Genomic DNA, 20,851 nt, shown 5'->3' on the forward strand with positions numbered 1-20,851 from the left:
CTTATAATTAATTGTTTGTATTGTTAAATACACTTCAAAAATAGAGAGACTTTAATCTGTAAATTTTGTTTTTCGACGATTGAACATTTTGAAACTACTAAATGTAAATACCTATCGTTTTTTTAAAGTGCACTAATAATATCGTACTTTGTAATAATATGAAAATTCCCATTTTCTAAATCTACCAAAACAGCTTCATTTTCTTTAGATATCAATTTTGAAATGGCATCTATTTTTGTTGATTTTTGTACAATTGGATATGGTTTTCCCATAATGTCTTTAATGGGAATATGTGCATTTTTTTTATCAGAAATAAAATGATGTAATAAATCTGTTTCATCTACAGAACCCACAAAACCATTCATGTCTCTTACAGGAATTTGTGAAATTTTATTTCCTTTCATTCTTTCAATAGCATGTGAAACTAACTCTTCAGTCTGCACAGTGATTAAAGGTTTATCTTGATGATTTTTAATTAAATCTGCAGCAGTTGTGGCTATTTCATCTATAAAGCCTCTATCTCTCATCCAATCATTATTAAACATTTTACCCACATACCTACTTCCATGATCGTGAAATAAAACAACCACAACATCATCTTTAGTAAAATGTTCTTTTAATTGCAACAACCCTTTTATAGCAGCTCCAGCAGAATTTCCTAAAAACATCCCTTCTTCTTTTGCCAAACGTTGTGTGTAAATTGCAGCGTCTTTATCGGTTACTTTTGTAAAACCATCAATAACACTAAAATTTACATTTTTTGGTAAAATATCTTCACCTATTCCTTCTGTGATATATGGATAGATTTCGTTTTCATCGAAAATACCAGTTTCATGATATTTTTTAAACACAGAGCCATATGTATCAATTCCCCAAATTTTAATATTCGGATTTTTCATTTTTAAATAACTACCAACTCCAGAAATGGTTCCACCAGTTCCAACACCAACAACAAAATGTGTTACCTTACCTTCTGTTTGTTCCCAAATTTCTGGACCTGTACTTAAAAAATGTGCTTTGCAATTACTCGGATTATCATATTGATTTACATACCAAGAATTAGGTGTTTCTTCTCCTAAACGTTTAGAAACTGAATAATAAGAACGCGGATCTGTAGGCTCTACATTTGTTGGGCAAACTACAACCTCTGCTCCAACAGCTCTTAAAATATCTATCTTTTCTTTAGACTGTTTGTCTGCCATTACAAAAATACATTTATAGCCTTTTACAATTGCAGCTAAAGCCAAACCCATTCCTGTATTTCCAGACGTTCCTTCTATTATGGTTCCTCCAGGTTTTAAGCGTCCATCTGCTTCTGCGTCTTCTATCATTTGCAGCGCCATTCTGTCCTTTACAGAATTACCTGGGTTAAAGGTTTCATATTTAGATAATACCAAACAAGGTAAATCTTTTGTTAAAACGTTTAATTTTACTAAAGGTGTATTGCCAATAGTTTCTAATATATTTTTTGCGAAGTTCATGTAGTCATTTTACAATTGCAAAGATAAATTATTTTTTGGGCGCTCCTAAAAGACTCGTTGTAATTTATCTTGAGTAAAGTTTAAAGGTTAGTCTCTTTTAACACTTTTAAGAAGTACTAATGAGCTTAAACAAACCATTCAATTGCAACGCACAGAAACTGAAAGCAAATCGCTTGCTAAAAGTTGATTGATTTTCTGCGTTAGCGATTGAAACGACATCCTTTTTTCAGGAACGATAAAAAGATATAGTGGAAAGCGCGTCCTTTAGGGAACGCCCAAATTAACTTTTTAACACACACCAATAATGCATAAATATAATGGCATACCAATAGTTATATTAAATGGAAAAGTAATTGCCAAAGCCATTGGAATGTATAAACCAGGATTTGCTTTTGGTGCAGCCAGCTTCATAGCTGCTGGTACTGCTATATAAGAGGCACTTGCTGCTAAAATAGACATTAGTAATCTGTTGCCAATTTCTTCCATAAAAAAACCGCTTATTATGGCTACTAAACATCCATTAATAAGTGGAATTATGATTGCAAAAGATACTGTAAACCAACCTTTTTCTAGCAAGTCTTTTAATTTACCACCACTTGTAATTCCCATATCTAATAAGAAAACAGCCAAGAAACCTTTAAATATATCTGTTGTAAAAGGTTTAATACCTTCTGCTTGTGCATCATTTGCAATGTAACCCACAAGTAAACTTCCTATAATTAAAACAACACTTCCATTGGTTAAAGAATGATGAATAACTGTTCGAAAAGATGTTTTGTCTTTTTTATTTTTACTATAAAGTGAAATTAATAAAACACCAACTATAATTGAAGGTGCCTCCATAAGTGCCATTACTGCAACCATATGACCACCAAAAGGGATTCTCGAAAGTTCTAAAAAAGAAATGGTAGTTACAAATGTTACTGCACTTACAGAGCCATAAGCTGCAGCAATTGCTCCTGCATTTTCTACGCTTAATTTAAGTCTTAAAATAAAGTAGCAATAAATTGGAACTAATACCGCCAATAAAACTCCGAAAAGTAAAGACCAAATAATTTGTGATGTAATAGTGCTATGTGATAATTCTTGCCCTCCTTTAAAGCCTATTGCTAATAAAAGGTATAAGGAAATAAATTTTGAGGAGTTTTCTGGTATTTTTAAATCGCTTTTTAAATTGACTGCTATAAGTCCTAAAAAGAAAAATAAAAGCGCAGGGTTTGTTAAATTCTCTACTAAATAATGTAAATCCATTTTTTAAAAATTTGGCGTAAAAAAAGTAGGAAATACACTTTAAAAAAGGTTTTCCTACTAAAATTCAAAATTAAAACAATCTTTATTCTTCTATTGTAAAGTGTATTGTACTTTCTATTTTTATTTTAGATCCATTTTCTAGCGCTTTTAAAAAGGCTTTTACATCTGCTCTATCTTCTATTAATTCTGTAATTCTAGAATTATCGTATTCGCAAACATCCTTTGCATTTCCTTCGGTTCTAGATAATCTTTGTATTTTATGAAAATTCAGTTTTACATCTACAAGATTGTTAACAATGCTTAAAGCTTCTCTTTTTGTAAACTTACCTTCAATTAATTTTAATTGTTCGCTCACTGTTTCTGTATTTGATTCTGATGCCATTATTGCTGAAGTATTCATAATTTAATATTTAGAAATATTGTTAGATTTAGACGTTTTTATAAAAAAGACCAATAATAAAACGCTTTGTGATATAAATAATTCCTTTAAAAAAGGACTTGAAATTAGTATTGCTATAATGTTTAATGCAACCATAGCGAACATAACTACTATTTGAAAAAATACAACTAATTGTTTCTTAGAAATTTGAATTACAATTTGATTGTTTAATGATTTTACTTGTTCTCTTGGTTTAAATATAGTTTGTCCCATGCTTTAAATTTTTTACAAAGAAATAATGTTTATTTCATATATTTTTATTTATATTTATTATATTATATATAAACATATTTTATGAACTATACTTTACATCAATTAGAGATTTTTAAGAAAATTGCAGAAGTTAAAAGTGTTACCAAAGCATCTGAACAATTATTTTTAACGCAACCTGCTGTTTCTATTCAACTTAAAAATTTTCAAGACCAATTTAAACTACCTCTTTTTGAAGTGGTAAGCAGAAAATTATACATAACAGAATTTGGAGAGGAAATAGCAGAAACAGCTACTAGAATTTTAGATGAAGTAGCTACCATAAATTATAAGTCAGCCATTTACGAAGGTAAATTAGCAGGAAAAATAAAAATTTCTATTGTTTCTACTGCCAAATATGCAATGCCCTATTTTTTAACAGACTTTATAAAGCAAAACGAAAAGGTAGATTTAACTATGGATGTTACCAACAAAATGTCTGTAATTAGAAGTTTAGAAAATAATGAGTGCGATTTTGCAATGGTTTCTACAATTCCGAAAAAGCTAAATATAGAACGTATTGAGTTGATGAAAAACAAGCTTTACTTTATAGCTAGTAAAAATTTTGAATCATCTAAAAAAGATTTTCAGATTAAAGACTTTAACAAATCTCTTTTTATCTTCAGAGAACCTGGTTCTGCAACACGATTGGCTATGGAAAGGTATTTATTAAAACATAAAATAGAAGTTATAAAAAAGATGGAACTCACCTCTAACGAAGCTGTAAAACAAGCAGTGATTGCTGGTTTAGGCATTTCTATTATGCCAATTATGGGAATAAAAAATGAACTTCAGAATGGTGATTTACAAATTTTAAATTTAAAAGACTTCCCTTTAGAAACCAACTGGAATTTAATTTGGCTGAAATCTAAAAATCTATCTTTAGTTGCTAAAGCATTTAAAAAGCATATAGTAGAAAACAAAAATGATATTATTAAAAAACAATTTTCTTGGTTTTTAGAAAGATAAACTCTAAGCGAATTTTATAGATTTTGATGGCTCAATTTTAGTGATAATAAATGATGGAATTATCAACATTAAAAAACATAAAAGCAAAGTTCCCATATTTAATGCTATAATAGCTCCAACAGAAATATGAACAGGCATAGTTGAAACATAATAAGTTTCTGGATTTAAAGTAATTATCTTAAAATAATGTTGAATTCCAATGATTGATAACCCTATAATATTTCCCCAAAAAAGACCTTTTAAAATAAGATAAGAAGCATTGTATAAAAATATTTTTCGAATACTAGTATCAGAACTACCTAGGGCTTTTAAAATGCCAATCATTTGCACTCTTTCTAAAATTAAAACTAGCAAAGCAGTAATCATGTTAATGCCAGCAATAATAATCATAATGCCAATAATTACCCAAACATTATTATCAAAAAGTTCTATCCATTCAAAAATACTTGGGTACATTTCTAAAATGGTTTTACTATTTAATGTGGATGCTGTTGCGTTATAAATTTCTTTGCCTTTTGCATCAATTTCATTAAAATTATTCAATAAAACCTCAAAGCCACCCACTTCATTTTCTGACCATTTATTGAGTCTTTGCACTTCTCTAATATCACCAATCATCATGCTTTTATCAAACTCCAAAAAACCAGTATTATAGATTCCTGAAATAGCATATTTACTATTTGATGGTAATTTGCTAGTTTCTGTTTTTATAAATGTAGCTAAAATGGTATCGTTTAATTTTAATTGTAATCGATTCATTATGGTTTCCGATAATAAAACGTCTGTAGTTCTATCTTTATTAAAATCAGGTAATTTTCCAGCAATTAAATATTCTTTAAAAAAAGTCCAATTGTAATCTGTAGAAACGCCCTTAAAAATAATGCCTTCAAAATCGGTTTCTGTTCTTAAAATTCCGGCTTTATTTCCGAAAATTTGAACATTTTTAATCCCAGAAATATTTTTAAACTTCGGATAAAAATCTTGATTTTTTTCTACGGGAATTACAGATACATCAGAATTATTCGCATCGAAATTAACAATTTGAATATGCCCTTTAAAACCCGCCATTTTATCACGAATTTTATACTGCAAACCAGAACCAGTTGCAACAGCAATTAACATAATAATAATGCCTAATGCAATTGCAGTAATTGCTATTTTTATTATTGGTGATGAAATGCTACTTTTATACTTTTTACCAGCAATAATTCGTTTCGCAATAAATAACTCGTAATTCAAATTGATGATTCTTTTTAAACCATTCAAAAGTACATATTTAATATTATTTCTGTTATTGAATTTTCAGCTGATTTCTTGTGCTCAAAAAGTTGAGAATTCAAAATTAAAAGTTCGAAGCTTAGAAAAAGACACCATTATAAAAACGGGTGCAGAAAGAACCGAATTGTATCTAGAATTATTAAAAGGTAAAAATGTGGCTGTTGTTGCGAATCAAACATCAATTATAGAGTTGAGAAACAAGAAACAAGAAACAAGACATTTGGTTGATACCTTAATTAGTTTGGGCATTGACATAAAAAAAGTTTTTGCACCAGAACATGGTTTTCGTGGACAAGCAGATGCTGGAGAATTGTTTGATAATAGCACTGATAAAAAAACAGGTTTGCCCATTTTATCCTTGCATGGTAAACATAAAAAACCATCACAAGAACAATTAAAAAATATCGATATTGTTGTTTTTGATATTCAAGATGTGGGCGTTCGTTTTTACACATATATTTCTACTTTGCATTATGTTATGGAAGCTTGCTCAGAAGCAGGAATTCAATTGATAATTCTAGACAGACCCAACCCAAATGGAAGTTATATTGATGGACCAACTTTAGAGCCAGCGCAAAAAAGCTTTTTAGGAATGCACTCAGTTCCTTTGGTTTATGGCATGACCATTGGCGAATATGGGAAAATGATTAATGGAGAAAAATGGTTGGAAAACAATTTAGTTTGCAATTTAACTGTGATTCCTTTAAAAAACTATCATCATAATTCTACTTATAATTTACCAATTAAACCTTCACCAAACTTACCTAATAATAAGTCTATAAATTTATACCCAAGTTTGGGTTTATTTGAAGGAACCAATATAAATGCAGGCAGAGGAACTGAGTTTCAATTTCAACGTTTTGGAGCGCCATTTTTAGATAAAAGCAAGTATACTTTTAGTTACACGCCTGTTTCAAATCCTGGTGCTAAACATCCAAAACATGAAAATATTTTGTGTTATGGTATAGATCTATCTGATGAGAAAAAACTAGAAAAAGTAAATTTACAATATGTTATAAATGCTTATAAAAATGCAACTGATAAAACCAAGGTTTTTAATAGTGCGAACTTCGCAAAACATGCAGGAACAGAAAAATTACAACAACAAATAGAACAAGGTTTATCTGAAGTAGAAATTAGAAAAACTTGGCTTAAAGATTTGGAAGCATTTAAAAAAATTAGGGAACATTATTTGATGTATGAATAGAAATTAATTTCTATGAAAAAGTTTTATGCCATTTTATTACTCTCAATCATTTTTTCTTGCAAAGAAAAATTTAATCCTAATGAATTTAGAGGTACTTGGATTCCTTTGGATAATAAAGGTGCGTATGCAAATTTACCTTCAATTACTTTCCAGAATGACTCTTTGTATTTACATGATATTTACACATATAATTCATTTGCAAGTTACAAGATAAGAAGTAAATCAATAGAGTTCTTTGTCAAAAATGATACTTTAAAATATGATTTCAATTTTTCTAGAAAAGACTCTATCCTCAAAATAAATGATAATGATTATATGTTTATGGAAGGTTATCATGATGGAATTGAAATAGTAAATTATGACCTAATTAATTTGAGAATAAACCAGCCTATTTCCCCAGATTCTTTATCTAATTATCAAAGTGCTTTTCACATATTTAGAGATAAAAAAGGTATTCTTAAACTAAAACTAAATGACAAAACAACTTCTGATTTTAATTTACTCCCAAGCTTTGCGTTTCAAAAGCATAGACAAGTAAAAAACATTGTTATTTATATTGGAGAAAATATTACGCTAAGAGAAATTGTAAAATGTTACTTTCTGCTTTATCAAGTTAACATTAATCAAGTATTTTTATTAACAGATTTTGACATTAAGAATAATACTTATTATGGCTTTTTAGACAATTTTGAATTCTGGCAAAATCAAATAAATGAATTATCAACGGAAAAAATAGAACCTATAATAACAATTATTGAAAATCAGAAAAAAAAATATTTAAAAAAATATTCTATTCAAATTATTTTGGTAAATCAATTTGATGAAAAATCTAATATTTTATTAGACACAATTGATAAAACAGGAAATTATTTAATTAAAATTAATTCTGAAATGAGTTTAGAAAAATACATTTTATTGAAGGAAAAAATATTTATGATTGAAAATAAAGAAGGTATAAAAATTAGAACTGAATTTATCAACCTATAAACCAACTTCTATTTTCTCAAAACTGTAGGCACTTTTGCATTAAATTCTTTCGAAAAAATGCTATCAATTTTATAATCTTCAAAAAGTTGCTTTGCTCCTTTTAGTTTTAAATTATCCTTTAAATAAGACAACCAATCCATTCTATCTACTTTTGTGCTATCTAAAATGATGTTGGTTACATTCGCATTTTTTAAATTGGTATTGGCAAAAATTGCTCCAGATAAATCTGCATTCGTTAAAATGGCATTGCTTAAATTAGCATCTTCCAAATCTACTTTTCTTAATTTCGCACTTTCGAAACTAGCTCTTCTAGCATCAATATTTACCAAATTTGCATTCGATAAATCTGAGCCATTTAAATTAATATCTCTTAAAACTGCTCCATACAAATTTACATTTTGAAGTTCCGATTTTGTAAAATCGCTTTCTTGCAAAATTCTATCCACAAAAAAAGAAGGTTCTATCTCACTTTTGCAAAGTGTAATGAGCAATTGACCTCTTTCTGGACTTATTGGATTTTCTATTAATTGATCATCAACCAAATATCTATAAGGTTTCATAGCTCTGCTTAAACCCACAATTCTACCCACTAAGGTGTTTGATAACTTTCTGCTATTCTTGGTTTCAAGTTCGGTATTAATATCACTTAAAACATCGCCCATAATAAACATTTGTGCAGATCTTCTAGAGGCTTCTGCTAAGTAAGTTTGTTCTTGATTTTTTTTGTTTTGGGCTTTTAATAAACTGTTTTGATAAATCATTAAAGTTGTTGGCAGCAATGCAAAAAGTAAGGCAACTAGTCCAATTCTCGTTAATCTTCTTATTAAACTTGCAATTAAATCTGATGTTGTATTTAAAGAAATTCTTTTTTGTTCGTTAAATTCTTGTATCGAATTGTAGATACTTGTTTTTAATTTTTTCCCTGCAAAAAGAGTAGCAGTAAACCGAAACAAAAACTTCCATCTTTTACCTTTAGTTGATGGCGTTTCAAGTTGATCTAAACGTTTTCTAAGCGCAAAATTTTCTTTTTCTAATTCTTGAATTCTATCAGACGTTCTTACAATTGAAATAATATTAATTTATCATCTAACTATGATAAAGTAAAAATTGACAAATTATTATAAATTTAAATTGTTTAAAACTAACTTCTTCTCTTTTTTTCGTTCGATTCTAAAGGTAAAACCTTCTTTAAATTCTCTACAATTGTATATGCAGCAGGACATACAAAAGTATTTTCAATGGTTAAATCTGTAATTTGGATAAATTTTCGTCTATCTGTATGTGGATATTCAGAGCAGGCTTTTGGGCGAACATCATAAATAGTACAAGTATTATCAGATTCATCTAAAAAAGAACAAGGTGCCGTTTTTAACACCATAAAATTGTCTGTATCTCTTTGTAAATATTGATTTGTAAAATCAAACACTTTCATTTTAAAATGTTTGGAAATGCGCTCAATATCTTTATCTGTAAAAATCGGACTTGTAGTTTTGCAACAGTTTCCACAATCTAAACAATCGGTTTTTTCAAATTCTTTGGTGTGCAATTTATGCATCACATAATCTAAATTTTTAGGTGTTCTTTTCTTTAGATTCGAAAAATATTTTTTGTTTTCCTTTTTAGCTTGTTCTGCCAATTTTGGGAGCTGTTCTAACCGTTTTTCCATACTGCAAAAATACACTTATTCTTGGTTACATTTCAGGCTTGAAAAACAAATAAAAATACCTAAATTTGCATTTCAATTTTTGAGACTAAATGAACATCCAAAACATCATAGAAACCAAAGTAAAGCAAGGTTTTTCAGCTTTATATAATATAGAAATTCCTACAGTAGAATTCCAAGCTACCAGAAAAGAATTTGAAGGCGATATTACTATAGTTGTTTTCCCTATGTTGCGTTACAAAAAAGGAAACCCTGCTGCAATTGGCGAAGATTTAGGGAAATATTTGGTAGATAATATTGCTGAAATTACAAGATATAATGTTGTAAAAGGATTCTTAAACTTAGTAATTGACGATGCTTTTTACATCAATTTTTTCAATTCAATTTACACGAATTCTAGTTTTGGTTTTGTTTCGCCAAAGGCGGATGAAAAAGCAATTATGGTTGAATACTCATCTCCAAACACCAACAAACCATTACATTTAGGACATGTTCGAAATAATTTGTTAGGCTATTCTGTTGCAGAAATTATAAAAGCATCAGGAAAAAAAGTATACAAAACACAGATTATAAACGATAGAGGAATTCATATTTGCAAATCTATGTTGGCTTGGCAAAAATTTGGAAATGGAGAAACTCAAGAATCTACAGGTTTAAAAGGCGATAAATTGGTTGGAAATTATTATGTAAAATTTGATCAAGAATATAAGAAAGAAATTGCTCAATTAATATCCGAAGGAAAAACAGAAGACGAAGCAAAAAAAGAAGCACCACTTTTATTAGAAGCACAACAAATGTTGTTAAAATGGGAAGCAGGAGATGAAGAAGTTGTTGCGCTTTGGAAAACGATGAACTCTTGGGTTTATGAGGGTTTTGACATCACTTACAAAAATATGGGAGTAGATTTTGATACTTTATATTTTGAAAGTGATACTTATTTACTGGGAAAAGAGTTTGTTGCAGAAGGTTTAGAAAACGGAGTTTTCTACAAAAAAGAAGATGGTTCTGTTTGGATAGATTTAACTGAAGATGGTTTAGATGAAAAAATTGTGTTGCGTTCAGATGGTACAGCAGTATATATGACACAAGATATTGGTACTGCTATTCAACGTGTTAAAGATTTTCCTGATGTTGGAGGGATGGTGTATACAGTTGGTAATGAGCAAGATTATCATTTTCAAGTATTGTTTTTAATCTTAAAAAAATTAGGTTTCGATTGGGCAAAACAACTCCATCATTTAAGTTATGGAATGGTAGATTTACCCTCTGGAAAAATGAAATCTAGAGAAGGAACTGTGGTAGATGCTGACGATTTAATGGTTGAAATGACAGCAACTGCTAAAGAAATTTCAGAAGAATTAGGCAAGTTAGATGGCTATTCTGAAGAAGAAAAAGAGGAACTTTATAAAACGATTGGTTTAGGCGCTTTAAAATATTTTGTTTTAAAAGTAGATCCTAAAAAAAGAATTTTATTCGACCCAAAATCTTCTGTAGATTTTCAAGGAAATACGGGTCCTTTTATTCAATATACATATGCTAGAATTCAATCTATTATTAGAAAAGCAGCTTTTGATTACTCAAATTCTGTTTCAATTGAATTGCACGAAAAAGAAAAAGAGTTGTTGAAACAATTGGCTTTATTTCCAGAAACTCTTCAGCTAGCTGCCACTAATTATTCGCCTGCAATTATTGCGAATTATACGTATGATTTAGTAAAAGAATTCAATTCTTTTTATCAAAATGTATCAATATTAGGAGAAGAAAATGAAAATAAGAAAATATTTAGAGTACAAATTTCTAAAAAAGTTGCAGATACTATAAAATCTGCTTTTTCATTATTAGGAATAAATGTTCCTGAAAGAATGTAATATCATAAAATTTTCATATGAATTAAGGTAAATTAATTTATTTTTAAATATGCCTGTTAATAATTTGAACAAATTGCTATTTATACTTAAATTTGAATTTATTTTTAACAGAAATTAACAATAAAACTATAATTTTATTAAGTTTTAAAATTGAAATAAACGCAAACATGAAATACGACATCATTATAATTGGAAGTGGACCTGGAGGATATGTAACTGGAATTAGAGCATCGCAATTAGGCTTTAAAGTTGCAATTGTAGAAAAAGAATCTTTAGGTGGTATCTGTTTAAATTGGGGTTGTATTCCAACAAAAGCGTTGCTAAAATCTGCACAGGTCTTCGATTACTTAAAACATGTAGATGAATATGGTTTAAAAGCTGAAGCTATAGATAAAGATTTTGAAGCTGTAATTAAACGTAGTAGAGGTGTTGCAGATGGAATGAGCAAAGGTGTTGCTTTTTTAATGAAAAAAAATAAAATCGACATCATCAATGGTTTTGGAAAAATAAAAACTGGCAAAAAAGTAGATGTTACTGCAGAAGATGGTTCTGTAACAGAATATGCTGCAGATAATATAATTATTGCAACAGGATCTCGTTCTAGAGAATTACCAAATTTACCTCAAGATGGTGTAAAAGTAATTGAATATAGAAAAGCAATGACTTTGCCAAGTCAACCAAAATCTATGATTGTTGTAGGTTCAGGTGCCATTGGTGTTGAGTTTGCGCATTTTTACAATACGATGGGAACTAATGTAACTATTGTAGAATTTATGCCAAATTTAGTTCCTGTAGAAGATATAGACATTTCAAAACAATTTGAACGATCTATAAAAAAAGCAGGAATTACTGTTATGACAAGCTCAGAAGTACTCTCTGTAGATACTTCTGGTGAAGGTGTTGTTGCCACTGTAAAAACTAGTAAAGGAGAAGAAACATTAAAAGCAGATATTTTGTTATCTGCAGTTGGAATTAAATCTAACATCGAAAACATTGGTTTAGAAGATGTTGGAATTATTGTTGATAGAGATAAAATTTTAGTAAACAATTATTATCAAACAAACATTCCAGGTTATTATGCAATTGGAGATGTAGTCCCAGGTCAAGCCTTAGCACATGTTGCTTCTGCTGAGGGAATTACTTGTGTTGAAAAACTAGCAGGTTTACATACAGAACCTATAGATTATGGTAATGTTCCTGGTTGTACGTATGCAACCCCAGAAATTGCCTCTGTTGGTTTGACTGAAGCAAAAGCAAGAGCAGCAGGTTACGAATTAAAAGTTGGTAAATTTCCTTTCTCAGCCTCAGGAAAAGCGAAAGCAGCAGGTACACCAGATGGTTTTGTAAAAGTGATTTTTGATGCAAAATATGGTGAATGGTTAGGATGCCATATGATTGGTGCTGGAGTAACTGATATGATAGCAGAAGCTGTCTTAGGACGTAAGCTAGAAACTACGGGTCATGAAGTTTTAAAAACGATACATCCACACCCAACAATGAGTGAAGCAGTTATGGAAGCAGTAGCAGATGCTTATGGTGAGGTAATTCACCTTTAAATTCATACCATTCGCAGAAAAGCAATGTGAAATAAGTTTTATTTTATTTACTTTTGTCATTATAATTTTAACAGTAGTCCCTCAACTCATCGAATTAACAAATAACGCACATAAAAAATGGGTATCGTTGAGTGGTTTCTAGAATTTATTTATAAGATAAAAACATTTCCTTTAATCATACAGATTACAATTGTATTGACATTGTTTTTTATTGCAGCAACACTAGCTTTAATGATTACAATTTACTCAATCAGAACAAGGTATAATCGAATTCAGAAAACACTGAAAACAAGTTTACCTGATACTATAAAACTGTTTGAAGACATCTTATTTAGAGATGAAGTATATACAGAACAGGAAATTTACAAAAATTTTGAGGATATTGTTGGTGAGGTTAATAGAGAATCTTTAGACATGGCTGTAGGAGTTTTAGTAGACTTTAAAGGAGATGACAGAGAGTCTGAGCATTACAATCTAATTATAAATTCATTAGGTATTGTAGAACACTTAGAAAGAAAATTTGATTCAAGGGCAAATAGCGAGAAAATAGATGCTTTCCAAGAAGCATTTGTTTTAAATTTAAATAAGTTTGATGCTAAAGTTTTACACTATGCATATAGTAAAAATCAGAAAATTCGAAGTGAAGCAAGAAACTCATATTTAGCATTAAGTACAAATGATCCATATCGTTTTTTCGATGATTTTGAAGGATCATTAACGAAATGGGATGAAATTGAATTGATGCAATATTTAGATTTACAGAATGAAAGAGGTAATTTAGAAGGTCTAGGAAAGTGGATCAACTATTCTAAAAACGATTCATTAGTAATATTTTTAATTAAGATGGTTGGCCATTTTAAACAAAAAGGTATTGAGGAAATTTTAATTGAAAAACTGGAAGATGATAATGCAAGTGTTAGAGCAGAAGCCATTATAACTCTAGGACAGTTAAATGTTAAAGAAACTGAACAAGATTTAATTGACAGTTATTACACAGAGCCAGAAATATGCCAGGTTGCTATTGTAAAAACAATAAAAAAGTTTAATACAGGTAAATCACTTCGGTTTCTTCAAGAAATTTTCGGAGAATCGAACAATACAGATACAAAGAAAATTATTGCAGAAGCAATTTTAAATTACAGTTACGAAGGTAGAATAGCCTTTCAAAATTTAAAAAATACTTTAAAAGGATTTGATCTTACGATATTAAAACACATTGAAACACCACTAATTAAATTTAAATAAATGTTTGAAATTTTTGTAAAAATTTACGAATACTTTATATTCTTTTACGCAACTTCCTTAATCCTAAGTTATTTAGTGCTTGCTATATTTTCATTTATAGCAATAAACAGATATAAAAGTTATAATACAGATATTGACGACGAAGAGTTATTGAATTCTAATTTAGCTCCAGGAATATCAGTAATTGCACCAGCTTATAATGAGGAGAAAACTATCATTATTAATGTAAAATCTCTACTAACCTTAGATTATCCTTTATTCGAGGTAATTATTGTAAACGATGGAAGTAAAGATACAACTCTAGATCTTTTAATAAAAGAATTCGATTTAGTTGAAGCTCCTTTTGCTTATGTAGAGAAAATTAAAACAAAACCTTACAAAAGAACCTTTAAATCTCAGAATCCAAAATATGAGATTCTTACAGTAATTGATAAAGAAAATGGTGGCACAAAAGCAGATGCATTTAATGCAGGCTTAAATGCTTCAGTATTTCCCTATTATTTAAACACAGATGTAGATTGTATTCTTGCTAGAAATACACTAACAAAAATGATTAAACCAATTTTAAATTCAAAGGTTAGAGTTATTGCTGTTGGTGCCACTTTAAGAATGTCTAATAACTGTGAAATTGAAGAAGGTATTATTACAAGAGTAAGACCGCCCAAAGCATTAATTCCTCGTTTTCAGGAATTAGAATATATTAGATCTTATTTATTAGGAAAAATGGGATGGGAGTTAATAAACTCTGTACCTAATGTTTCTGGTGGGCTTGGAATGTTCGATAAAGATATTGCAATTAAGGCAGGTGGTTATGGTGCTGATTCTCATGCAGAAGATATGGACATGTTAACACGAATGGCTGCACACATGATGAATAACAGGCTAGCTTATAAAATTGGCTATATACCATTATCTTGTTGTTGGACAGAAGGACCACCAAATATTCAAATTCTAGGTAGGCAAAGAACAAGATGGGCCAGTGGACTTTTTCAAATGTTTAGTGATCACCGAAAAATATTGTTTAATCCTAGCTACAAAAGATTAGGTTTAATAACTTTTCCTTATATCTTTATTTTTGAATTTTTAGCACCTATTATAGAAGCTTTTGGAATCTTATTTACCATATTTTTAGTATTATTTGGGTATGTAAACTGGAATTTTGCTCCTTTAATTTTATTGTACTCCTACACATTTGCTATTATGATTTCTTCGGTAGTAATTATTTGGGATCAAATGACTTTTAAGTACTACAACACAACAAGAGAAGTTCTTACGCTATTTGTAACCGCATTTATAGAGCCTCTAATTTACCATCCAATGATATTGTTTTTCTCTTTAAAAGGCTACTTCAGTTACATTACAAGTAGAGAACTTGCTTGGGGAACTATGACAAGACAAGGTTTTGAGAAAGAAGACGAAAGTAAGAAAAATGGCAAAAATGACACTAATGATGACGCTGGAAATAACGAACCACGCCAGAAAAAACCGAGCATTTTTGATAGATTAAAAAACAAAAAAGATTCTGGAGAATTCGAATCTATAAAAACATAAATTACCCTATTTAAAGTTATGAAAATAAATAAATCTTTACTTATTTTAATCGTGATTATTTTATCACAACTAAAAATATATGCTCAAGTTTATGAATCTTCAGATTTATATTTTGAAGAAGCTAAAAAAGATATTGCAGAACAAAACTTCGCCAAAGCAGCAAAAATGAGCTATAGAGGTTTAAAGTTATCACCAAGTGATTTGGATTTAAAAACATTACTTGGTAAAGCCAATATGCAAATGGGTAGATATGATACTGCTAGATATGTTTTAAAACAAGTATACGAAAAAAGAAAAAAAGATATTGACGTTTTAGGGTTTTTAGTAACCATAGAACAAACAACTAAAAGATATTCTGATGCTATTTGTTTTGTAAACGAACTTTTAGAAATAACTCCTTATAGTAGAGGTTGGTGGAGAAGAAAAATTCTTATCTATAAAGAGATGGGGAATTTTGAGGAAGCAGAAAGATCTTTAAAAAGGTTATACCAAATATATCCAGAAGATACAGAAATTCAGAATGATTACAACTACATTATGCTAGAAGATGGTGTAGATGCCGTTAAAAATAAAAGGTATGATGATGCTAATGAAGTTTATAAAACGGTTATAGACAACGACCCTACAAACAAACAAGCATATATAGGTATTATAAGAAATGAGCTATTAAAAGGAAATTCTGAATATGCATTGCAATACACAGAGAGGGCTCTTTTAGAATTGCCTCTTGACCGAGAATTAATTGAAAAGAAAATAGGTTTACTAGAAGGTTTAGGAAGGCATGAACAAGCCATAATTTATATAAAAACAAAAGTAGATAGAGCTCAATTTCCAGATATTCATACCAAAACATTAACCTATCTAATGCAGCAATCTGCAAGTTTTAATGAATATAATGATTCTTATGAAATCAATAAAAAACTAGCAGAAACTGGTGGTGGTTCAGAGGCTCAAACTTATGTTATAAATAATGCACTAGGAAAAGGTTATGATGTAGATGCAGAGTACTTTTTAAAAAAAGGTATTAAAAGAAGCCCAAATAATAAAAACCTTTTAGTTCAATTAAAAGAACTTTACAGACCTATAAAAGACAAAGATAGATTTGAAAGAGAAGTAATTATACTTCATGAAAAATATCCAGACGATTTCGATATTACTTTCGATTATAATTTAGTGATGTATAACAGAGCTAAAGAATATACTGAAGAAAGACAATTTGATAAGGCCTTGAAAATTTTTCAAGACTTAGTTACATTTCCTGATTTTACTAAGGAAGCTGAGCAACAAATATTTGGTATTCTGTTAGAGCAAGGTAAATTGGATGAAGCAGAAGAACAAATTGATAAGCTAATTAGTATCGATTCAGACAACCCTGAAAATTTAGTAAAGAAATCAACCTTGTATCAGAAAAAAGAAATGTTTGATGATGCTTTGGAAATTACAAGAAGTTTAGAACAAAATTATCCTTTAGAATCTATATATCCAGAATTATATGTCTCTCAAATAGAAGATTATGCTACCTATTTAATGCGTGAACAACGTTACAAAGATGTTTTACCTGTTATTGAAGAAGGTTTAGCTAGAGAGAATAACAATAAAAGATTATTAGAACTTGCTATAAATGCTTCATCTGCAATTCCAGATTATGAAAAAGGAATTAATTATAGTAGAAGTGGTTTATCATTTTATCCGAATAACAAAGATTTTAAATTAAAACTTTCTAATCTGCTTGCTCAAAATAAACAATATGATGAAGCAATTGCTGCACTAGACTCTTTAAAAACTATTTATAAATACGATAGAAAAGTTAAAAATTCTTTGGCTGAAGTATTATGGTTTAGAGCTAAAAATTATGAAGATGAAGGTTTTGTAGACGAGGCTATTGAAGACTATAATGCTTCAGATACCCTAAACCCAGCAGAGAACTATTCTTTACAAAGAATGGTAAACTTGTACATCACGGAAAAATCGAATGATGAAGCTTTAGAGGTTATTAATGAAAAATTAGAAAAAAACCCAAATGATAATTTCTTAAAATATAAAAAAGGACTTGTATTTGAGTTGATGAAAGAATACGACTCTGCCTATTATTATCAAAAGTTTAGAGAAATTACTGATCCTTATGAAAAAAATCAATGGAACCAAACCTTAGAGATTTTAAGAGCAGCAAAACTTAAAAATAATTTAGCAGCAACTTATACAAAAGCAAGCTCAGATTCACTTCCATTTAGTACTTCTTTGGCAAGTTTAAGTTATAATCATAAATATGATGAGAAAAATACTTTTGGGGCAGAGGTTAATTATGCTGCAAGAAGATCTGGAGTTGGTTTACAGGGAGGATTAAACTATTCAAGAATTTTTACACCTACACTTTATGCAGATGTTGGTGTTTTATTTGGAACTCAATTTTTTCCGAAGTTCATTATATATGGTAATGCCTATAAAGGTTTTAAGAATGGTTACGAAGGGCAAGTAGGTCTTCGTTTTGCTCGATTGCAAAATGATATTAATTTTATGAGCTTAATTTTAGGAGGATCTAAACAATGGGAAGATATTTGGTTAAATTCGAAACTCACATTAATGAGAGATGACCAGTTTAACTATTTTAACTTTATGGTTCAATCTAGAATAAATGTAAATGCACGAAAAGATTATGTTAGTTTTATAGTCTCTTTTGGTAGTGCTCCTTTTAATGACCAATTACCTGAAGGTGCAGCTGCCTTTTTAGATTTCTCAAATGTTCTTGTGGGTGCTGGATATGGATATAATATTTCTCCAAAAACTGCATTGATAATAAATGGATCTTGGATTAACTTTAAAAGCCCAATAACAGATAGTAATGCATTATTTTTTATAAATCAATACAATCTTTCTCTTACTATTATTACCAAATTTTAAACCCACGCAAATTCCCCAAATTATGTTAAAAAGATACACTTATATGGTTTTATTTTTTTTTAGCCTTTCTTCTTGTGCTCAAAATAAAGTAACACTATATTCTAAGGCGTACAAAATTGCCCCGAAAATAAACATAACACTTTCAGCAGACGAATTCGTTGTAAGAGCTTCTGAAGAGTTTAATAATAACTTTACAATTGTGACTGGGGAGATTTTAAAAATTGAAAGAAGTAATAGTTTAAACAATAATTACAGTTACATTATACTAAGAATAAACCCTACACAAAAAGACAATTATTGCTTCTATAAAAAAGGCAAAGACATTACTATACAAGGTACAACAGCCGAAAATCTAATATTTGGTATCAATGCATTCTTCAAAGAATTTACACCCTTAACTTATGGGGAAAAGTCTAAAACAGAAAAACCAACTTTTTTTACTAATGAAATAAATGTTCCTGAAGAATTTAGCATCTGTTCTTCTCCTGATTTTGAATACAGAGAACCTTACTTTTCTCCGAACTTTGAAACTAATTTCAGGAACTGGAATCAAACAAATTATTTAGAATTAAACTGGGGTATTTGGGGACATAACTTACCTAAAATCCTCAAAAAACATAATTTACCAGAAACTGTTTATGCACAGGTTGGTAATAAGAGAATCGAAGATCAATATTGCTTTACAAGCGATACTTTATATAAATATGTTAATGAGAATGTAAAAAGAATTTATGACAGTGATCACAGTTTAAATAAATACATGATTTTACCAAACGATAATGAACTTGTATGTAATTGTAATACCTGTAAATCAGTTGGTAACACTTCCAAAGACGCAGCTCCAGCTGTGTTCAGTTTTTTAAATAAATTAGCTAAAGATTATCCAAATCTTTCATTCTTTACAACTGCCTATATTTCTGTTAAGGATACTCCTAGTTTTAAAGCAGAAGATAACGTTGGTATTTTTTATAGTACCATAGATATTCAAAAAGGTATTCCACTAGAAGATTCAAAATATTTTGATAAATTCGAGACAACTATTAAAAAATGGAAAAATTATTTAGATAACGTTTACATTTGGGATTATGCAGTAAATTTTGATAACTACTTTGATATTTATCCTTCTTTAAAAGTGAGCCAAAGTAACTTGAAATTGTATAAAAAACTAGGTGTAAAGGGGGTATTTATGCACGGAAGCGAATATGATTACAGTACATTCGAAGAACTGAAAGCTACTTTGTTTGCGAAACTATTATGGAACACAGATATTAATTTAGATGAAGAAATTGCAGACTATTTTAAAGCAAAATATCCAAATAAACTCTCGAATTCATTAACAAATTATTATACTTTTATAGAAGATACTTTCTACAGTAACAAAAAAGAACTTGATATTTATAGCGGAATAAATAAAACGGTTAAGAAATATTTAGACCCTAAAGTCTTTTTTAGTTTTTATGATGAATTTGATACAAATACTCAAAAAAATAAATTTGACAAAGAATATTTAAAACTTGCTACAGCTCTTACTTTTTTAAAATTAGAAATTATGAGAGATTATGGCTTAGGTGAATATGGTTTTGGATATTTAAACAAAAATCAAGAAATTATTATTAATAACGAAGTTGGCCCATTATTAGACAAGCTAACAACTTATGGTAAATCATCTAAGTTAACAACATATAATGAAGCACAATATAAATTAGACGATTATCTAAAAAGCTGGAGAAGAACAATTTACACATATCATAAAAGAAAGCACTATTTTTTTAAAAAACCTTTTGAAGTTCTATCTAAATTAGATGAAGATTATACAGATATCACTATTTTAAACAATGGTACATTTGGCTTAAAAGATTATAATTCTAATTGGCATATTAGCTCAATTGATGATTTAGTTTTAAAAATTGATGAAAAAGAAATAAAAGGTTCTGACAAAATTACTTTTTCTTTTTTACAAGATACAAAGCACAATATTTACTATCCAGGTTCTATAGAAATTGTAAACTCTCAAAACAAAATTGTTAGAAAAATAGAATTATCACCAGAAACACAAAAATTAACAACGAAAGAAGTAACTATAAAATTACCAACAGAATTCGATGACAATCAACTTTCTCAAGAATTTATAGTAAGAATTAAAAAACAAAGCATCGCAGGAAAAAACGCAATAGCTTGTGACGAAATTATATTTAATTAAAAAAGTTTA

General features: G+C 29.2%; 16 protein-coding genes. 9 read left to right on the forward strand and 7 right to left on the reverse strand.

What is annotated here, in order from left to right; genetic code table 11:
- Positions 1 to 122: 122 nt before the first annotated feature.
- The 4 genes from WAO74_RS06460 to WAO74_RS06475 form a co-directional block, all read right to left on the reverse strand.
- Positions 123 to 1,481, reverse strand: a complete 1,359-nt coding sequence (locus WAO74_RS06460; protein ID WP_422160542.1) for a pyridoxal-phosphate dependent enzyme — start codon at positions 1,479 to 1,481, stop codon at positions 123 to 125.
- Between the two features lie 288 nt (positions 1,482 to 1,769).
- Positions 1,770 to 2,732, reverse strand: a complete 963-nt coding sequence (locus WAO74_RS06465) for a sodium-dependent bicarbonate transport family permease (RefSeq protein ID WP_422160543.1) — start codon at positions 2,730 to 2,732, stop codon at positions 1,770 to 1,772.
- An 82-nt stretch (positions 2,733 to 2,814) separates the two neighbouring features.
- The gene (locus WAO74_RS06470) at positions 2,815 to 3,132 is read right to left on the reverse strand and encodes a hypothetical protein (RefSeq protein ID WP_422160544.1); all 318 of its coding nucleotides are present in this window, start codon (positions 3,130 to 3,132) and stop codon (positions 2,815 to 2,817) included.
- Between the two features lie 3 nt (positions 3,133 to 3,135).
- Complete coding sequence (locus WAO74_RS06475; protein ID WP_422160546.1) at positions 3,136 to 3,384, reverse strand: hypothetical protein; 249 nt, start codon at positions 3,382 to 3,384, stop codon at positions 3,136 to 3,138.
- An 81-nt stretch (positions 3,385 to 3,465) separates the two neighbouring features.
- Between WAO74_RS06475 and WAO74_RS06480 the strand changes: the two genes are divergently transcribed.
- Positions 3,466 to 4,389 (forward strand): LysR family transcriptional regulator, encoded by a 924-nt coding sequence (locus WAO74_RS06480; RefSeq protein ID WP_422160548.1) that lies wholly within the window; start codon positions 3,466 to 3,468, stop codon positions 4,387 to 4,389.
- 3 nt (positions 4,390 to 4,392) lie between these two features.
- Here the strand turns inward: WAO74_RS06480 and WAO74_RS06485 are convergent, their stop codons facing one another.
- On the reverse strand, positions 4,393 to 5,628 hold the full coding sequence (locus WAO74_RS06485) for an ABC transporter permease (RefSeq protein ID WP_422160622.1): 1,236 nt from the start codon (positions 5,626 to 5,628) through the stop codon (positions 4,393 to 4,395).
- Positions 5,629 to 5,632: 4 nt separating this feature from the next.
- Between WAO74_RS06485 and WAO74_RS06490 the strand changes: the two genes are divergently transcribed.
- Both WAO74_RS06490 and WAO74_RS06495 read left to right on the forward strand, forming a co-directional pair.
- Positions 5,633 to 6,874: an exo-beta-N-acetylmuramidase NamZ family protein gene (locus tag WAO74_RS06490; RefSeq protein WP_422160550.1), complete on the forward strand. Its 1,242-nt coding sequence runs from the start codon at positions 5,633 to 5,635 to the stop codon at positions 6,872 to 6,874.
- A 12-nt stretch (positions 6,875 to 6,886) separates the two neighbouring features.
- A complete protein-coding gene (locus tag WAO74_RS06495; protein WP_422160552.1) occupies positions 6,887 to 7,861 on the forward strand; it encodes a hypothetical protein in 975 nt (324 codons plus the stop codon).
- 8 nt (positions 7,862 to 7,869) lie between these two features.
- On the opposite strand, the gene WAO74_RS06500 is transcribed toward WAO74_RS06495, so the two are convergent.
- Together WAO74_RS06500 and WAO74_RS06505 are read right to left on the reverse strand one after the other, a co-directional pair.
- Positions 7,870 to 8,814: a pentapeptide repeat-containing protein gene (locus WAO74_RS06500; protein ID WP_422160553.1), complete on the reverse strand. Its 945-nt coding sequence runs from the start codon at positions 8,812 to 8,814 to the stop codon at positions 7,870 to 7,872.
- Positions 8,815 to 9,002: 188 nt separating this feature from the next.
- On the reverse strand, positions 9,003 to 9,527 hold the full coding sequence (locus tag WAO74_RS06505) for a YkgJ family cysteine cluster protein (RefSeq protein ID WP_422160555.1): 525 nt from the start codon (positions 9,525 to 9,527) through the stop codon (positions 9,003 to 9,005).
- Positions 9,528 to 9,616: 89 nt separating this feature from the next.
- On the opposite strand from WAO74_RS06505, the gene argS reads away from it, so the two are divergent.
- The 6 genes from argS to WAO74_RS06535 all read left to right on the forward strand — a co-directional run bounded on the left by argS (position 9,617) and on the right by WAO74_RS06535 (position 20,842).
- Positions 9,617 to 11,392 carry an arginine--tRNA ligase gene (gene argS, locus WAO74_RS06510; RefSeq protein ID WP_422160557.1) on the forward strand — a complete coding sequence of 592 codons (1,776 nt, stop codon included), beginning with the start codon at positions 9,617 to 9,619 and terminating at the stop codon, positions 11,390 to 11,392.
- 167 nt (positions 11,393 to 11,559) lie between these two features.
- Complete coding sequence (gene lpdA, locus WAO74_RS06515; protein WP_422160559.1) at positions 11,560 to 12,948, forward strand: dihydrolipoyl dehydrogenase; 1,389 nt, start codon at positions 11,560 to 11,562, stop codon at positions 12,946 to 12,948.
- Between the two features lie 231 nt (positions 12,949 to 13,179).
- Complete coding sequence (locus WAO74_RS06520) at positions 13,180 to 14,193, forward strand: HEAT repeat domain-containing protein (RefSeq protein WP_422160560.1); 1,014 nt, start codon at positions 13,180 to 13,182, stop codon at positions 14,191 to 14,193.
- Positions 14,194 to 15,744: a glycosyltransferase family 2 protein gene (locus WAO74_RS06525; RefSeq protein ID WP_422160561.1), complete on the forward strand. Its 1,551-nt coding sequence runs from the start codon at positions 14,194 to 14,196 to the stop codon at positions 15,742 to 15,744. It begins immediately after the preceding gene.
- A gap of 18 nt (positions 15,745 to 15,762) precedes the next feature.
- Positions 15,763 to 18,642, forward strand: a complete 2,880-nt coding sequence (locus WAO74_RS06530; protein ID WP_422160563.1) for a YaiO family outer membrane beta-barrel protein — start codon at positions 15,763 to 15,765, stop codon at positions 18,640 to 18,642.
- Between the two features lie 22 nt (positions 18,643 to 18,664).
- Positions 18,665 to 20,842: a DUF4838 domain-containing protein gene (locus tag WAO74_RS06535; protein ID WP_422160565.1), complete on the forward strand. Its 2,178-nt coding sequence runs from the start codon at positions 18,665 to 18,667 to the stop codon at positions 20,840 to 20,842.
- The last annotated feature ends 9 nt before the right edge of the window (positions 20,843 to 20,851 follow it).

Origin of the sequence: Polaribacter sp., assembly GCF_049276715.1 — a bacterium.
In the GTDB taxonomy this organism is placed as follows: domain Bacteria; phylum Bacteroidota; class Bacteroidia; order Flavobacteriales; family Flavobacteriaceae; genus Polaribacter.

Excerpts from the sequence above, each read along its gene's own strand:
- WAO74_RS06460 (WP_422160542.1), bottom strand. The coding sequence starts at position 1,481 with ATGAACTTCGCAAAAAATATATTAGAAACTATTGGCAATACACCTTTA.
- WAO74_RS06465 (WP_422160543.1), bottom strand. The coding sequence starts at position 2,732 with ATGGATTTACATTATTTAGTAGAGAATTTAACAAACCCTGCGCTTTTA.
- WAO74_RS06470 (WP_422160544.1), bottom strand. The coding sequence starts at position 3,132 with ATGAATACTTCAGCAATAATGGCATCAGAATCAAATACAGAAACAGTG.
- WAO74_RS06475 (WP_422160546.1), bottom strand. The coding sequence starts at position 3,384 with ATGGGACAAACTATATTTAAACCAAGAGAACAAGTAAAATCATTAAAC.
- WAO74_RS06480 (WP_422160548.1), top strand. The coding sequence starts at position 3,466 with ATGAACTATACTTTACATCAATTAGAGATTTTTAAGAAAATTGCAGAA.
- WAO74_RS06490 (WP_422160550.1), top strand. The coding sequence starts at position 5,633 with ATGATTCTTTTTAAACCATTCAAAAGTACATATTTAATATTATTTCTG.
- WAO74_RS06495 (WP_422160552.1), top strand. The coding sequence starts at position 6,887 with ATGAAAAAGTTTTATGCCATTTTATTACTCTCAATCATTTTTTCTTGC.
- WAO74_RS06505 (WP_422160555.1), bottom strand. The coding sequence starts at position 9,527 with ATGGAAAAACGGTTAGAACAGCTCCCAAAATTGGCAGAACAAGCTAAA.
- argS (WP_422160557.1), top strand. The coding sequence starts at position 9,617 with ATGAACATCCAAAACATCATAGAAACCAAAGTAAAGCAAGGTTTTTCA.
- lpdA (WP_422160559.1), top strand. The coding sequence starts at position 11,560 with ATGAAATACGACATCATTATAATTGGAAGTGGACCTGGAGGATATGTA.
- WAO74_RS06520 (WP_422160560.1), top strand. The coding sequence starts at position 13,180 with ATGATTACAATTTACTCAATCAGAACAAGGTATAATCGAATTCAGAAA.
- WAO74_RS06525 (WP_422160561.1), top strand. The coding sequence starts at position 14,194 with ATGTTTGAAATTTTTGTAAAAATTTACGAATACTTTATATTCTTTTAC.
- WAO74_RS06530 (WP_422160563.1), top strand. The coding sequence starts at position 15,763 with ATGAAAATAAATAAATCTTTACTTATTTTAATCGTGATTATTTTATCA.
- WAO74_RS06535 (WP_422160565.1), top strand. The coding sequence starts at position 18,665 with ATGTTAAAAAGATACACTTATATGGTTTTATTTTTTTTTAGCCTTTCT.